This window comes from Betaproteobacteria bacterium, assembly GCA_009377585.1.
Taxonomy (GTDB): domain Bacteria; phylum Pseudomonadota; class Gammaproteobacteria; order Burkholderiales; family WYBJ01; genus WYBJ01.
Map to the genome: position 1 here is coordinate 1 of WHTS01000136.1, position 14,877 is coordinate 14,877.

Annotated in this window: 14 protein-coding genes; 2 read left to right on the forward strand and 12 right to left on the reverse strand. The window is 63.9% G+C overall.

The annotated features are described in order from the left end of the window. Nucleotides 1-231: tripartite tricarboxylate transporter substrate binding protein (locus tag GEV05_26745; GenBank protein MPZ46913.1), on the reverse strand; the 231-nt coding region annotated here is incomplete at its 3' end. 41 nt (nucleotides 232-272) lie between these two features. Further along, complete coding sequence (locus GEV05_26750; protein MPZ46914.1) at nucleotides 273-1,463, reverse strand: TauD/TfdA family dioxygenase; 1,191 nt, start codon at nucleotides 1,461-1,463, stop codon at nucleotides 273-275. On the opposite strand from GEV05_26750, the gene GEV05_26755 reads away from it, so the two are divergent. Then, nucleotides 1,436-2,872 (forward strand): hypothetical protein, encoded by a 1,437-nt coding sequence (locus tag GEV05_26755; protein MPZ46915.1) that lies wholly within the window; start codon nucleotides 1,436-1,438, stop codon nucleotides 2,870-2,872. The genes GEV05_26750 and GEV05_26755 overlap by 28 nt on opposite strands. A gap of 48 nt (nucleotides 2,873-2,920) precedes the next feature. Here GEV05_26755 and GEV05_26760 read toward each other — a convergent pair whose 3' ends face one another. Beyond that, entirely contained in the window at nucleotides 2,921-3,286 is a 366-nt protein-coding gene (locus tag GEV05_26760) for an integration host factor subunit alpha (protein MPZ46916.1), read from the reverse strand. Nucleotides 3,287-3,318: 32 nt separating this feature from the next. Continuing rightward, complete coding sequence (locus GEV05_26765; GenBank protein ID MPZ46917.1) at nucleotides 3,319-3,789, reverse strand: hypothetical protein; 471 nt, start codon at nucleotides 3,787-3,789, stop codon at nucleotides 3,319-3,321. Nucleotides 3,790-4,234: 445 nt separating this feature from the next. Here GEV05_26765 and GEV05_26770 point away from each other — a divergent pair, with 445 nt between their 5' ends. Beyond that, a complete protein-coding gene (locus tag GEV05_26770) occupies nucleotides 4,235-7,006 on the forward strand; it encodes a PAS domain S-box protein (GenBank protein ID MPZ46918.1) in 2,772 nt (923 codons plus the stop codon). A 74-nt stretch (nucleotides 7,007-7,080) separates the two neighbouring features. Here GEV05_26770 and GEV05_26775 read toward each other — a convergent pair whose 3' ends face one another. The 8 genes from GEV05_26775 to GEV05_26810 form a co-directional block, all read right to left on the reverse strand. Continuing rightward, nucleotides 7,081-8,052 carry a tripartite tricarboxylate transporter substrate binding protein gene (locus tag GEV05_26775; protein MPZ46919.1) on the reverse strand — a complete coding sequence of 324 codons (972 nt, stop codon included), beginning with the start codon at nucleotides 8,050-8,052 and terminating at the stop codon, nucleotides 7,081-7,083. 123 nt (nucleotides 8,053-8,175) lie between these two features. Next, nucleotides 8,176-9,147 carry a tripartite tricarboxylate transporter substrate binding protein gene (locus GEV05_26780; protein ID MPZ46920.1) on the reverse strand — a complete coding sequence of 324 codons (972 nt, stop codon included), beginning with the start codon at nucleotides 9,145-9,147 and terminating at the stop codon, nucleotides 8,176-8,178. A gap of 12 nt (nucleotides 9,148-9,159) precedes the next feature. Next, nucleotides 9,160-10,695: a methylmalonyl-CoA carboxyltransferase gene (locus tag GEV05_26785; GenBank protein MPZ46921.1), complete on the reverse strand. Its 1,536-nt coding sequence runs from the start codon at nucleotides 10,693-10,695 to the stop codon at nucleotides 9,160-9,162. 170 nt (nucleotides 10,696-10,865) lie between these two features. Further along, the gene (locus GEV05_26790; protein ID MPZ46922.1) at nucleotides 10,866-11,612 is read right to left on the reverse strand and encodes a TSUP family transporter; all 747 of its coding nucleotides are present in this window, start codon (nucleotides 11,610-11,612) and stop codon (nucleotides 10,866-10,868) included. 60 nt (nucleotides 11,613-11,672) lie between these two features. After that, nucleotides 11,673-12,641 carry a tripartite tricarboxylate transporter substrate binding protein gene (locus GEV05_26795; GenBank protein ID MPZ46923.1) on the reverse strand — a complete coding sequence of 323 codons (969 nt, stop codon included), beginning with the start codon at nucleotides 12,639-12,641 and terminating at the stop codon, nucleotides 11,673-11,675. A 27-nt stretch (nucleotides 12,642-12,668) separates the two neighbouring features. Further along, on the reverse strand, nucleotides 12,669-13,547 hold the full coding sequence (locus GEV05_26800) for a TauD/TfdA family dioxygenase (GenBank protein ID MPZ46924.1): 879 nt from the start codon (nucleotides 13,545-13,547) through the stop codon (nucleotides 12,669-12,671). Nucleotides 13,548-13,586: 39 nt separating this feature from the next. Then, nucleotides 13,587-14,384, reverse strand: a complete 798-nt coding sequence (locus GEV05_26805) for a hypothetical protein (protein ID MPZ46925.1) — start codon at nucleotides 14,382-14,384, stop codon at nucleotides 13,587-13,589. 34 nt (nucleotides 14,385-14,418) lie between these two features. Continuing rightward, nucleotides 14,419-14,679 carry a hypothetical protein gene (locus tag GEV05_26810; protein ID MPZ46926.1) on the reverse strand — a complete coding sequence of 87 codons (261 nt, stop codon included), beginning with the start codon at nucleotides 14,677-14,679 and terminating at the stop codon, nucleotides 14,419-14,421. Between the last annotated feature and the right edge of the window lie 198 nt (nucleotides 14,680-14,877).

The window sequence follows — 14,877 nt, forward strand, 5'->3', positions numbered from 1 at the left end:
CGCTCCGATGTTGCCGGCCGCGCCCGGCCGGGAGTCGACCATGACCGGCTGACCCCAGCTCTCGGTCAGCTTCTGGGCCATGAGGCGCAACACGCCGTCTATCGCGCTGCCGGAGGGCCACGGAAAGACCCAGCGAACCGGCTTGTCGGGATAACTCTGAGCCGCACCCGCCGCCGTGCTGAACACACACAACAACATCACAGCAAGATTTGCGAATATCCGCGTGTTCATGCTTTCCTCCAAGCTGTCATGAGTTCAGAAACTGGACATGATCAAGTCCATGAACCGGCTGCCTCGGACGCCGCCTTGATCGGGATGCCGCCCCGGCGCACCCATCGATAGCGACTGTCGAGAACATCCGCGAGCGGCCGGCGTCGCTCGTCGGAAACCGCGATCCACATACGCAGCAGATGCCGCTGCCGCTCCGGCTCCTCGTAGTCCTCGAAAGCGGTGCGCGCGTGCATCGTGATGTGGTTGTTGATGAGCTGGATGTCGCCTTCCCGGAAGTCCATCGAGAGCATCAGCTCGGGCCGGTTGGCGATCTCCTGCACCCGTTCCAGCGCTTCGAGCTGGATCGGCGCCGGCGCGTACTGCCCGCCGAACCGCGCCGCCGATTTGTAATACGGCAGGCTGACGATGCGCGCCGTGATCCTGCCGTCGCGCTCGCTGAACATGGGAATCGTGAAGAACGGCGGCTCGCCTGCCGGTTCCTCGCCGCGCCAGTCGAGGTGAAACATGCCGTAGAGCGCGTCCAGGAGATCCGGCCGCTCCGCACGCAGCACGTTGTGGATAGTAAGTGCGCTCACGATCTTGCTTTCGCCGCCCGATTTCGCGGTGCGCACGCAGAACAGCCCGATCATGTCGACGGGCAGCAGATCGGTGTGGAAATCCATGCGCTCTCGGGTCTGATAGCCGCGGGCGTTGGGGTCGGCGTGGACCCGCCCTTCGTCCCGCACGTGCCCGAGGAGATGGCCGCGCGCGTTCTGCGATACCGGCGTGCCCAGGTGCACGCCGAGCCCCCAGTACAGGAGCTCGCATTCCGCGGCCGTATAGCGGCTGCGCGGGATGCCGCGTATCAGCATGAAGCCGCGGCCGTTCTCGATCTCGTCGAGTATCCCGTCGAGCTCGCGCGCGAAATTCAGAAGCGGAAAGGCGTCCGCCGAAAAAGGGATCGTCGCGCCGAGGCGCTTCGCATGCGCGAGCGCGGCGTCGATTTCTTCCACCGCGTTCGCGTCGAGGTGATGGATCCACGAGCGGTCGTGCTGGATTTCCGAGCCGGTCCAGGCGCCCGGCCCGGTGACGGCGTCACGTTTCTGGGCTGTCATGTGCGCTTGTTTCCTCCTGTAATTGCGAAAATCCTGGACACGCACGCGCCTGACAAATGTCCTCCCTCGCGCTGTAACATCGGCGCTAAGACCGCGAGGAGGGCAACCGTATGACTGATACGATGTTGAAGCCCGCATCCAGCGCTATTGCGGACGCACCAGAGCCGCTCGCGATCGTTCGCGTCGACGCGATTCCCGTCGCGTTGCCGCTTCTGAAACCGGTCGTGATGGCGGGCGAGCGGATCGAGCGCTCGAAGAGTCTCATCGTGCGCGTCGAGGCCGCGAACGGACTCGTGGGCTGGGGTGAAGCGTCCGCTGCGCCGCTCATGACCGGGGACCTGCTCGTCGGCATGTGCGCGGCGGTAAACGACCACCTGGCGCCGCTCGTCGTGGGTCAGGATGCGATGCGCCGGGCCGCGCTCGCCCGGCGCTCGAGTGCGGCGCTGCTGCACAACACCGGCGCGAAATGCGCGCTCGACATGGCGATCAACGATCTGGTCGGTCGCCATCTCGGCATTCCGCTCGTCGAGCTCTTCGGCGGCGCGCTGCGCGACGTGCTCGAGCCCATGTACCTCCTGGGCAACCCCAAAGTGGAAGACGATATCGCCGAAGCGCGCGCCAAGCTTGTCGAGGGATTTCGCTTCTTCAAGCTGAAGATCGGCATCAAGCGGCCGGCGGACGAGGCGGCCGCCGCGCTGCGGGTTCGGCGCGAGCTGGGAGACGAAATCGCGCTTTGCGCCGACGCGAACATGGGCATGAGCTTCGCCGATGCGCAGGCGTTCGCCGAAGGCGCACGTGAAGCGAACCTGCTTTTCATGGAGCAGCCGCTGCACGCCGAGGATTTCGACGGCATGGCCGCGCTGGCGCGCTCGAGTCCCGTGCCGCTCAACGGCGACGAGTCGATCGGCAGCGTGGCGAGCATACGCGCCCTGCATCGCATGGGCGCGATCCAGGGCGCGAACATCAAGGCCATCAAGATGGGTGGAATCGCCGCGACCGTTCATGCGATGCACGTGTGCGGCGCGCTGGGGCTGAACATCAACCTCGCGGGCAAGGTCGCGGAATCGAGCATCGCAGCAGCAGCGCTCGTCCATATGGGGTGTCTCGCGCCCAACCTGAATTGGGGCCTGAACATCACCCACCACTACCTGGCCGAAGACCTGAGCGATTCTCCGCTCGGGATCGAGCGCGGAACCGCGCGCCGCCCCGCCGGACCGGGACTGGGAATAATCGTCAGCGAAGCACGGGTAGCCCGCTTTCGAGCGAGCGTTTTCCCGGAATCGTTTTTGCTGCGCTGTTGGAAGCGCGCCTCGAGTCTCCGCAGCTCGGCGAGCGCTTCCTGCAGACGGTCCGCGCGGCGCACTTGTTCCGCGGACGTGAACGTTTTCACCACGTCCGCGGACGCGCCGCTGTTCGCTTTTTTGAACACGTGCCGGATATCGATATACACCGCGTTGTTGCGCGTGCCGCGGCCCTCGAAGATCTCCGTCGCGCCCGCGCGGTTCAAACCCGATCGGGTCGAACGCTTCATGCGCTCCGGATCGTAGCGGCGCCACCGACGATCAGAACATCTGCTCCGATGTGCTCGACGCCGTTTAATTTCGCGATGCCTCGGTCACTGCAGCGTTCAGTCTGCCCGGATATGGGGCAGTTCGCACTCCACCATGAGTAGCCGTGTGCCCCTGGCTCACGATCGCCTTGAGGCTGTTCGATGCCCGAAACAACACGACCCGCCTCGCGCTTATCGGCACACCTTCCTTCGTTCTGGGGTTGCGACCGGGACGGCTTTTCTTGGCGCGCAGCCGGAACGCTCCAAATCGCGCGAGCTTGACCGTATGCCCTCGCTGAAGCGAAGCGCCTATCTCCTCGAAGAACGCAGCTACCATATCCATCGCGTCATCTTTGCTGATGCCGATGCCCTCGTGTAAAGCTCTCGCGATATGCTCTCTGGTAGTCGTCATCCAGGTTTTCAACGCTCGACTGATACAACGCGTCAGAAAGGCGCCGTCCCGCACACCGTCGTGCGTTCCATCAATCGCCGCAGCGGGAGCGCATAGTCTCCGACTGCGCAATGCTGGGTCGCGCAATTGTCCCAGATCAGCAAGTCGCCGATCTGCCATTGGTGGCGGTAAACGAATTCCGGGTTCTTGATATGGGAGAACAGCTCGGATAAAAGCGCCGTGCTCTCCGGGGCGTCCATGCCCACGATCTGCGTCGTATATCCTTCGTTGACGAACAAGCACTTCCTGCCGCTGTATGGGTGTGTGCGCACCGCCGGATGCTCGATGTCCGGCGTCTTCTTTTTCTGTTCCTCCGTCAATTGCGGCCGCGGACCGCTCTTTCTCTCCCGCGAATAGCCGTGAATGTAGGAATTCACTGCTCGACGCCCGGACAATCTCTGCCTCGTCGCTTCCGGCAGCGCGGCGTAAGCGGCGGTCATACTCGAAAACAGAGTAGCGCCCAACGGGCGGCCGTCCTTTGTTGGAACTTCCCTTGAAAAGTCTGCTCGCCCACTTCTCTGGACAAGTCGATCCCCCGGATCTCGGCGCCGAGCGGGTTGTCAAAGCGCTTGACCTCCATCATGCTCTCCTCCCCTCCTTCATCGAATCGCTGCTTGTCCACCGCTCCTCCATGTGCCGTAGCTCGGGTTTGTCATCCTGGCCCCAAGCGCTTCGTCGCCTCACGCACTTTGTACAGGTCCCGCCTCCTTCAGGGAAACCGAGCGGACGACATAACCCCATCCCTCATCGCGGCGCACGAAGCCTTCCTGCTCAAGGCGACTGAGCCGAAAATGAATGCAACACGGATTCATTCTTGCTCATGTCTTACGTGCCCGTCAACCTGGACATTGAACAATTGGGTTATTCTTCAAGCATTAACCTCTACATTGATCGGTGAGAGGACCGGCTTTGCACACTGTGCCGCCTTCCGGAAGAATTCACCGGTTCCAGACCCGGATTGCCGCCCTCATCGTGATCGCAGCGGCGCCCGGTTTCGCTCTCGCGATCTACAATTACTGGGAGCAGCACCAGCACCAAGCCACGCAGGCGAAACACGCCGTCGTAGTGTTAGGGCAGCTCCTGAAGAGCCGCTACGAGCAGATCGCGGTCGAGGGCCGGCTCGCGCTGGAGTCTGTGGCCCGGCTGCCGGCCGGATTGACGCGCGATCGTGCTCGCTGCGATGCCGCGCTCGCCGACATGCGGCGCCGGCATAAAGCTTTTGTCAATGTGGCGATCGCCGCCCCGGACGGCGTCATCGCGTGCAGCGCGCTGCCCTCCGAGGGCCGGGTCAGTGTGGCCGACCGCCTGTATTTCAGGGAAGCGATGAAGACGCGCGACTTCGCAATCGGCGACTATCAGATCGGCCGCATCACCGGTAAAGCGACAGTGAATTTCGCATACCCCATGCTCGAGCAGGGGCTTCCCGGGGTTGCGATTCTCGCCCTCGACTTCGCATGGATCGAAGCGGCCGTCGCCGAAGCCGCTCTGCCCGCCGGCGCCGCGGTCACGCTGGTGCGCGCCGACGGCATGGTTCTCGCCCGCTATCCGCAGCCTGAAGACTGGCTCGGCCGGACATTTCCCGAGATGGGCCTCATGCATGCGAACCTCGAAGCCAGGACGCTCGCGGCGGCAAAGGGTCCAGATGGAGCAATGCGTTACTACGCTTTCGGTACGCTGAGGGCGGCAGGTGGCGGACCGCAAACTTACTTGAGCGTGGAGATCCCGGAAGCGTCGCTCTTCGCGGACGTGCGCCGCGGATTGTTGCAACATCTCGCGCTTCTCGGTGCGGTGGCAGCGCTCATGATCGCGGCGGCCGTGGCGGCCGGACGCGCGTTCGTGCTGCGTCCCCTTCATGCGCTGGGCCTGGCGGCTAGACGGTTTGCCGATGGAGATCATGACGCTCGGAGCGGCCTCGATTACACCACTGGCGAACTCGGGCGGCTTGCACAGGCGTTCGACCACATGGCGCGCTCCCTGCAGCAGGCCCTCGTGGAGCGGGACCGCGCGCTCGAGGAGATCAGCAATGCAGGCAGCCGCATGCGGGCGCTCATCCAGGCTTCTCCGCTCGCGATTTACACGCTTGATCTCGAGCACAGGATGACGAGCTGGAACGCTGCCGCCGAAAAGCTCTACGGCTGGACGGAGCAGGAGCTGTTGGGGCGCACGCTTCCCATGGTCCCGGAAGGCGGCCGCACGCCGGAGCATTACGCATTGCGCGAGCGCGTTCTCGAAGGCGAAGTGATATCGAACCTCGAGACGCAGCGGAGGCGGCGCGACGGCGTCTTGCTCGACGTGAGTCTCAGCATGGCGCCGCTGTATGACGCCGAAGGCCGGGTGTGCGGTCGCATGAGCATCGTCGCGGACGTGACGGAGCGAAAGCACATGGAGGAAGCGCTGCACCGCGCGCATGCCGAGATGAGCGCGCTCATCCGGGCAGCGCCGCTCGCCATCTACACCCTCGACCTCGACAGCCGCATCACGAGCTGGAGCCCCGCCGCGGAGCGCCTCTACGGCTGGAAGGAGGAGGAGTTGCTGGGACGCTATTCACCGCTCGTTCCGGGCGGGCAGCGCACCGAGGCCGACCATGACGAGGTGCGCCGGCGCATCAGGGAAGGGGAGCGTACGACCAGCCTGGAAGTGCAGCGCGAGCGGCGCGACGGCGCGCTGATATACGTAACCATCGCTCGCGCGCCGCTGTACGACGCGGAAGGCCAGGTCTGCGGACGCATGGTCATCGCTTCCGACATCACCTCGCGCAAAAAGACCGAGGCGGAGCTCGTGCGGTCGCTTTCCCTGCTCCAGGCGACGCTCGACGCTACCGCGGATGGGATCCTCCTGGTGGACACAGAAGGCCGCATCGTGCGCTACAACGCCCGTTTCACGCAGATGTGGTGCATTCCGGACGATGTCCTTGCCGCCGGCGAGGTCGCCGGGGCGCTGCAGTTCGTCATGACGCAGCTCAAGGACCCGGAAGGCTTTCTCGCACGCGTAAAGGAGATCTATGCCCACCCCGAAGCGGAGAGCCGCGATATCGTAGAGCTTGCCGACGGACGGGCCTTCGAGCGTTACTCGCAGCCGCAGCGCATCGAAGGCGCCATTGCCGGGCGGGTGTGGAGCTTCAGCGATATCACCGAGCAGCGGCAGGCGGAGGATCGTCTGACCCGCCTCGCTCAGTACGATACGCTGACGGGCCTTCCGAACCGCTCGCTGTTCCACGACCGGCTGCTGCAGGCGATGGCGCGCGCGGCGCGGCACGAAACTATGGTGGCGCTGATGTTCGTCGATCTGGACAACTTCAAGACCGTCAACGACACCCTCGGGCATCAGGCCGGCGATGCGCTCCTGCAGGAAGTCGCGCGGCGGCTCACCGGCTGCCTGCGCGAGACCGATACCGTCGCGCGCAGGGGCGGAGACGAGTTCACGGTGATGCTCGAGGAAGTGATGCGCGTCGACCAGGTGGGACCCGTCGCGGAAAAAATCATCGCGGCGCTCCGCGAGGCGGCCATGATCAACGGCAAGGCGGTGGCGGTGTCGGCCAGCATCGGCATCACGCTGTATCCGTTCGACACGGAGGACATCGATGAGATGCTGATCCAGGCCGACACTGCGATGTACCGGGCCAAGGAGCGTGGCCGCAACAACTTCCAGTTTTTTTCCCACGACATGAACAGGCGCGCCTGAGAGCGGCGGGCGCGATCTCGTCTGCATCGCGCGCAACCGGGGGCGCGACAAACAGCGGCGACGTTAACCCACGCTCACTCGCCCTTGATGTTCGCTGCCTTGATGACCTTCAGCCACTTCTCGGTCTCTGCGACCATGAGCCTGCCGAATTCCGCGGCGCTCATTTTCTCGGGCACCGCGCCCTGCACATCGAGCTTCTGCCGCATGTCCGGCGCGTCGAGGACCGCGGTTACTTCGGCGTGCATGCGATTGATGATATTGGGAGGCGTCCTGAGCGGCGCGAACATGCCCCACCAGATATAGGTGCTGAAACCGGGTACGCCCGCGTCGCTGATCGTCGGGATGCCAGGCAGTTGCGGATTGGGCCTGGTGCCGCCGACACCCAGCACCTTGAGCCTTCCGCTGCGGATATGTGCAATGAGGGTCGTGATCGAGCCGATCTGTATCTGCGTATTGCCGGCGATCGTGTCGGCAACGGCCGGTCCCCCGCCCTGAAACGGGACGTGCACGATACTGGTACCCGTCATGAGCTTGAAGAGCTCGGTGTTCATGTGCGGAAAGCCGCCGATGCCGGAGGAGGAGTAGTTGAGTGCACCGGGTCTTTTCTTCGCGAGCGCGATCAGCTCCTTGACGGACTTCACGGGCAGCGAGGGATGCACGGCGAGGACGCTGTCGCCGAATCCAAGCAGCGCGACGTGAGCGAACGATTTGACGTAATCGATCCCTTTCGCGCGCTCTTTGTAGATAAGGTGGCCGTACGCGGTCGACGTGATCATGAAGTTGTGGCCGTCCGGCGGCGTCTGCGCGGCGAGCTGCATGCCGAGAATGCTGCCAGCACCCGGCCGGTTGTCGATGATCACCTGCTGTTTGAGGCGCCGCGTGAGCTCGGCTGCGAGGAGCCTTCCGACGATGTCCGTGCTGCCGCCCGGCGGCCACGGGATGATCACGCGGATCGCTTTCTCCGGCCATTCCGCGGCGACCGCGACAGGGGTGAGCGTGATCGATGCGAACAACAGCCCTAAGGCTCCGAGTGACTTTTGGTTCATGTTGCGGTGTCCCTCTCACGTTAAGAAACGAGATCGCCGCGCGAGCGGCACGAAAACAGCTTACCGAATCGAGCGCGCGCCGCGCCGCCTAAGAGCCAGCGTCGCGCCCGCGCCGGTCCATGCTCATTCGATCCGGGCGCCCGAAGCCTTGATCAGCCTGGCGTATTTTTCGTAATCCGCCTTCACGCGGACAGCAAACTCCTCGGGCGTCGCGATCCACGGCTCGAGCGCCTGGCCCGCGAGGCTCTTATGGACGTCCGGCAGCCTGAGCGCCCGGGCGATTTCGCCGTTGAGCTTGTCGATGATCGGGTTCGGTGTTCCCCCCGACGCGAAGACGGCGATCCATGGGCTCATCTCATAGCCGGGCACGCCCGTTTCGGCGATCGTCGGCACCTCGGGCATGAGCGTGAGCCGCTGCGCCGAAGTCGTCGCCACGAGCCGCAGCCGGCCGGCCTTGATCTGCGGCAGGACGGTGGCGAGCGTTGCCGTCATCGCCTGCGTTTCACCCGAAACGATAGCGGTGACTGCCGGCGGCCCGCCTTTGTACGGAACGTGAACGAGCTTGATTCCGGTAAGCCCGATGAACTGCGCCATCGACAGGTGCGGAGCGCTGCCGTTGCCGGACGACGAGTAGAGAATCTGCCCGGGGCTCGCCTTCGCCAGCGCGATGAATTCCTTTACCGATTTCACCGGCAGCGACGGATGCACGATCAGTCCTCCCGGCTGCTGGCAGAGCAGCGCGACCGGCACGAAATCTCTCAACGTGTCGTAGGGAAGCTTCCTGTACATCGTCGCGTTCCCCAGGTGCGTGGTCGACTGCACCATCAGCGTGTAGCCGTCACCCGGCGATTTTGCGACGAGATCCGCGCCTATGGTTCCCGAGGCGCCGGGACGGTTATCGATGACGAATTGCTGCCCGAGCGATTCCGAGACCTTCTGCATCACCGTGCGCCCCACGATGTCGTTCGAACCGCCGGCTGGCCACGGTATGACCACGCGCACCGGCTTGGCGGGATAAGACTGGCTCGAAGCGGAGCCGGACGACAGCGCGAGCGTCGCCAGACCAAGAACCATGAAAAGCCGCAGAGTAAACATCGCTTCCTCCCATCAGTAGCTCGTCGGCCAGTTGGCGAGCCGGTGCTGACCCACCCCTTCAGACAGCCGCAATGTGTGCGTATCAAGCGTTTCCTTCAGGTACTCGCGCGTCTCTCTCGGGTCGAGCACTTCCTTCACACCATAGACAGCGGCGAGATCGTAGGCCCCGCCCATGCGGGCCATGTCCGCGAGGAGTTTCGCGAAGCGCTCCGGATCGTCCTCTTCTTTGACGCCATGCACGACCATCACCGCGGTGCGCGGATTCATGAAGCTCACTTCCGCCGTCCACCAGGCAGCGATCTCGTCCGCGATACCGGCGCCGCCCATATTGATGAAGCCACGGCCATAGCTCTTTCGCAGGATGATGCTGACCTTCGGCACTGAGACCTGCAGAAGGGCGTTCATCCAGTTGATCACCTTGCCGATGACGCCGCGCTTCTCGGCTTCCGGACCGACGAGAAAACCGGGCTGGTCCTGCAGGAATACCAACGGCACGTTGTAGGAATCGCACAGGACGATGAAGTCGGTCGCCTTGCTGCATGCATCGGCATCCATTGCGCCGCCCTTGAACAGCGGATTGTTGGCGATGATGCCGACGGGGCGCCCCTCGATGCGCGCGAGCGCCGTCGTGATGCTGCGCCCGTAGCGTTCCTTCAGCTCGAAAGAGCTGTCCCGGTCGACGATTGCGCGGATCACCTTGCGCACGTCATAAACCTGCGCCGATGACTCGGGGATCAGGTCGAGTATCTGTTTGACCGCTTCGTCAGAGCCTTCAGGCACGGCCGCCACGGGTGGCGGCATGCGGTTGTTGGTGGGCAAATAGGCAAGGAAACGCCTGATCCCATCGATCGCCTCCTGATCGCTATCGACGACAAGATCGGCAAACCCGGAATGCTCCGCGAGCACCTGCCAGCCGCCGAGCTCCTCCGCGCTCACCTCACGGCCGAGCGACATCGATACCACGCGAGGGCTCGCGACGGCCATGACCGCGCCTTTGCGCATGACGCAGAAATCCGAACAGCAGGCGTGCCACGCCGCGGAGCCGAATGCGTTACCCAGTATCGCGGCGGCCCAGGGCGCGTCCCGCGTGCGCAGGAAACGGTTGCCTTCGAAGTTCATGCCCATGCCCTCGCCCATGATGTCGGGCATTCGCACTCCGGTCGATTCGCCGAGGAAGATCACGGGAAAGCCACGGCGGCCCCCTGTATCCTTGACGTGAGCCATCTTGCGGTTGTTGGTGTAGCTCGATGACGATCCCTTGACCGTGAAATCGTAGCCCACCACGCCGACGCGCCGTCCGTCGACCTTGCCGAAACCGGTGACCTTTCCGTCGCACGGCGTGGAAGCGCGCATCTCGGGTATGTACGAGACACCGAACAGGCCCGATTCGCGAAATGTGCCCGGGTCGAGGAGATGATCAATGCGCTCGCGCGCATTCAAAATGCCCTGCTGCGCGCGCCTGGCGAGCTTCTCGAGTCCGCCCATCGCTTTCGCGCGCGCCGCGCGCTCGGCGTCACCCGCGATCTTGTCCGCGAACTTCGTGCTCATGTTCGTCACTTGCCCGCTCCTTCGATTCGTTGGTCGGAGCCGCGGGTCCATGAGGCCCGCTTTCACGCCCATTCGTGCGGTACGTTACCGCAACATCAGCATCCGGAACGCGGATAACCTTGCGGTGGATGCCGCGCGCCGGTCGGACTCCTGACGCCGCAGGTTTCTGGCTATTTGAAAAGCAGCGCGGCGCCGCTCGCGAGCAGCACGGCGCCGACGACCCGACCGAACGTGTGCGGCTCGATGCGGCCGGCCACGCGCTCTGCGAGACGGCCGCCGAGCCACATGAAAGGCAGCGCCACCGCGAGCACGATGAGTGTCGTGCGGTCGTAGAGGCCGAGACCCGCGTAACTCGTCGCACGCAGCGCCGCCTGGACGAGCAGCGTGGTCGTGACCGTCACTCGAAACACATCGCGCGCGAGCTCGAGATTGCTGAAGTAGATCGCATACAACGGACCGGCCGCGCCGCCGAAGAGCGCGCCCAGGAATCCTGCCGTCGTGCTCAGGATTGCCCCCAGCGGCCGCAGCAGAGCGCGCGGTGCGCGCAGCGGGCGCGTGGCCGTCGCGAACGCGAAAACGGCATACGCGACGACGAACAGACCCAGGCCTTTGCGCAGCAGTGCGGCATCGAGCTCGTTCAGGAGGTAGACGCCGCCCGCAACCCCGATCGCCGTGAACGGTATGGTGTATGCGACCTCGCGCCAGAGAACAAGCCGCCGATGCCGGGTCGCGTGTCCCGTCGAGGCGAGCAGGTTGAGAACGGCCACGACGGGTACCACGACCTGCACGGGCAACGCCAGCGCCATGAGCGGAACAGCGACGGCACCGCCGCCAAACCCCGCGGTGCCGCGCACCGCGAAGGCCGCCACGATCACCAGTGCGCAGAATGCCAGTTGCCACGCGGGGAGGTCCTCCATCTCATCTCGCAGAAAACGCTGCGGAGATCAATCCAGTGCACCCCGTCCTTCTTTGCCTGCTCAATTCAGCTTTGCCCCGGAGTCCTTGATGACCTTCGCCCACTTCGTAATCTCTTTTTGCACGTACTGTCCGAACTGCTCGGGCGTATTGCCGACAGGGTCGGCTCCGAGGCGGGTGATGCGCTCGCGGACTTCGGGCTGAGTCAATATCCTGACGATGTCGGCATTGAGGCGCGCGACGAGATCGGAGGCGAGCCCGGCCGGCGCAAAAACACCGAACCAGGCGATGGCTTCGTATCCAGGCAGGCCGGACTCGGCGATTGTCGGCACTTGGGGCACGACAGAGGACCGCTCGAGGGCGGTCACGCCGAGCGCGCGCAAACGGCCCGACTGGATATGGGGCAGCGAGGCCGGAATATTGGGAAACATCAGGAGCACGTTGCCCGCGATGACGTCGGTCAACGCCGGCGCGCTTCCTTTGTAGGGCACGTGCAGCATCTTGATCCCCGCCATGGTCGCGAAAAGCTCGCCGGCGAGATGCTGCGAGAAGCCCACGCCCGCCGACGCATAGGTGAGATCCCTGGGCCTCCCCTTCGCCAAGGCGATGAGCTCCTTCACCGACTTTGCCGGCAATGAGGGATGGACCAGGAGGATATTGGGCGCAGTCGCCACGAGCGTGATCGGCGCGAAGTCTTTCACCGGATGATAGGGAAGCGTTTTGCGAAGGCTCACATTGATCGCGTGGGTCCCCGAATGGCCCATCAGGAGCGTGTAGCCGTCCGGCGCTGCCCGCGCCGCATATTCGGTGCCGATGATCCCGCTCGCACCCGTCCGATTGTCGACGATCACCGGCTGTCCCCATGCTTCCGTCAATTTCTGACCGACAGTGCGCGCGAGGATATCCGTCGCCCCGCCGGGCGGTCCCGGCACCACGAAACGCACGACCCGCTGCGGATAGGTCTGGGCGTGTGTTGCAACGGCTGAGATCGAAAGTGCCAGCGCGAACAGGCTGAGACCAATGCGGTTCACAGTCTTACTCCTCGTGGAATCCGGCGGTCAGTAAGGCCGATCGCCCCGGATCTGGGTACGATGCATGAGCCGGCGGCTCTCGGGATCAAAGGAATCGCGCCGGTGCAGGGTGCAGCGGTTGTCCCAGATGATCACGTCGCCCGCACGCCACTGCTGCACCCACGTGAACTTGGGGTTCGTGGCGTGCGCCCAGAGCTCGCCGAGCAGGCCATCGCTCTCTTCGAGCGTCAGACCCGGGATATAGGCGTTGAGACGCCGGCCGAGAAAGAGCGCCTTGCGCCCGCTGATCGGGTGCGTGCGAACGATGGGATGAACCGCTCCGACGGTTTGGCGCGGGTCCGTCACTTCCTTGTAACCCTTGCGCAAAACGCCGGCGCTATTGCGGCTCGCGTCGTGCACGCACCTGAGGTGAGCGATACGCTGCTTCAGATGGTCCGGCAGGCTTTCGTAGGCGGCATACATGCTGCAGAACCACGTATCGCCTCCGCTCTGCGGCACTTCGATCGAATACAAGATGCTCGCGCTCGGCGCCTCCTCCTTGTACGACATGTCGGTATGCCACTCGGCTTCGTATGCGCCCAGACCGCCGATCGGCTTGCCCTCGACGACGATATTGGATATCGCGGTGATCTCCGGAAATTCGGCGATATAGGGCTTTCCGGTGCCGATCGTGGTGATCGGCGCGCGGTCGAGCTCGCCGAATATCTTCGAGAAGTCGACGAACTGCCGGGTGGACGCGCCTTGCTGGCCGCGCAGCCGCAGCACGAGATGCTCGAGCCAGGCCTCCATGATCACCGCTTTCGTTTCCACCGCGATCGACTCGCGCAGATTGATTCCTCCCAACTCGGCGCCGATGCCGTTGCCGAGCGGCGTAACAGTGATTTCCGTGGTTGCGGTTGCAGTCATTAGAGAAACTCCCGTATTCGCTCCGCTTGAGCTCGAAGCTCAGCTCTGGGCCACGCGCGAGCGCCCAAAGCGCTCACTGCGCAGTTGGTAGGCCTTGACGACAGCCCGATCGATCTCGGGCCAGAATCCCGGCTCGAGCACAATGGATCCGTTCTGAAACGCAAGCGGCTCGCGCAGCAGTGATGTCCTCGGCTTCAGAAACCCGTTCATGTCGCCCGCGCGCTCGAGAAAACCCCGCCCGACGCAAGCCTCCACCCAGCACAGCAAGTCGGTCGCTACGCCGTCGCCGAGGCACACACCGAGATTCGACTCTTGCGCGACTTGCATGGCTTCCAGCGCGCGATCGATACCGCCCACGCGCTTCAACTTGAGCTTGACGAGCTTCACACCGTCTACAGTCGCCGCGCGCCTGATGTCGCGGACGCTCCTGATCGACTCGTCGAGCATCAGGGGCACCGTCGAAACCTTTGCCACCGCTGCGTTGGCTTCCCATTCGTCCGCTTCGCAGGGCTGCTCGAAAAGCGCAATGCCCGCCGGGTCGAGCGACGAGGCAAAGCGGCACGCATCGTCGCGTTGATATCCGCGATTGGCGTCCATCGTGATTTCGGCTCGTCCACGCGCGGCCTGCTGCACGGCGGTCACCCGTTTCAGGTCGTCCTCGACTTGCCAACCGACTTTGACTTTCAGCGTGCGGTAGCCGGCAGCGAGCAGGCGTTCGACTTCTTCTTCGATCTCCGGCTCGGTCTTGGAGGCGACGGGCACGAGCAGTGGTATGCGGGTTTGGCTTTCGACTTTGAGCGCCGGATGCCGCGAGAGCAAGTCCAGCGCAGTGCGCATCGCGGTCACGGCAAAGGGCGCCGACTCAGTCTTCTCATCTAAGGCCAACCGCACCTCGTGAACCGCTTTTTCCGACGAGCCGCGCTGCGTATTCCCGGCAGAACGTCCAGGCGCTGTCGATCGTCTCGAAGGTGGAGCCCGCCGGAATGTAGGCTTCGCCCCAACCCGACCTCCCTTCGCCGTCGCGCATCTCGACCAGCAAGGGTTCCAGCTCGGTATAGGTTCGGAACGAGACCCGGTACGGCGCTTTGAGCGGCAGGCTTACCTGATAGAGATTGATCTCAGCGATTCTCAAAGCACGCTCCTCTTACAAGGCTGTTCGTGCTCAGGCTTTGCAGTGGCCCGGGTGATATGTATCATGCGCATGAGTTCTTCGAAGAATCACTGTTGTCCAAGACAGAAATGACGTTGGGCCGTCCGTAGGTGTAGGGTATGGATGAATTGCGAGAGACATCCAATCCACACCGAGAACGGAGGCCCAACGTGAAGGCAT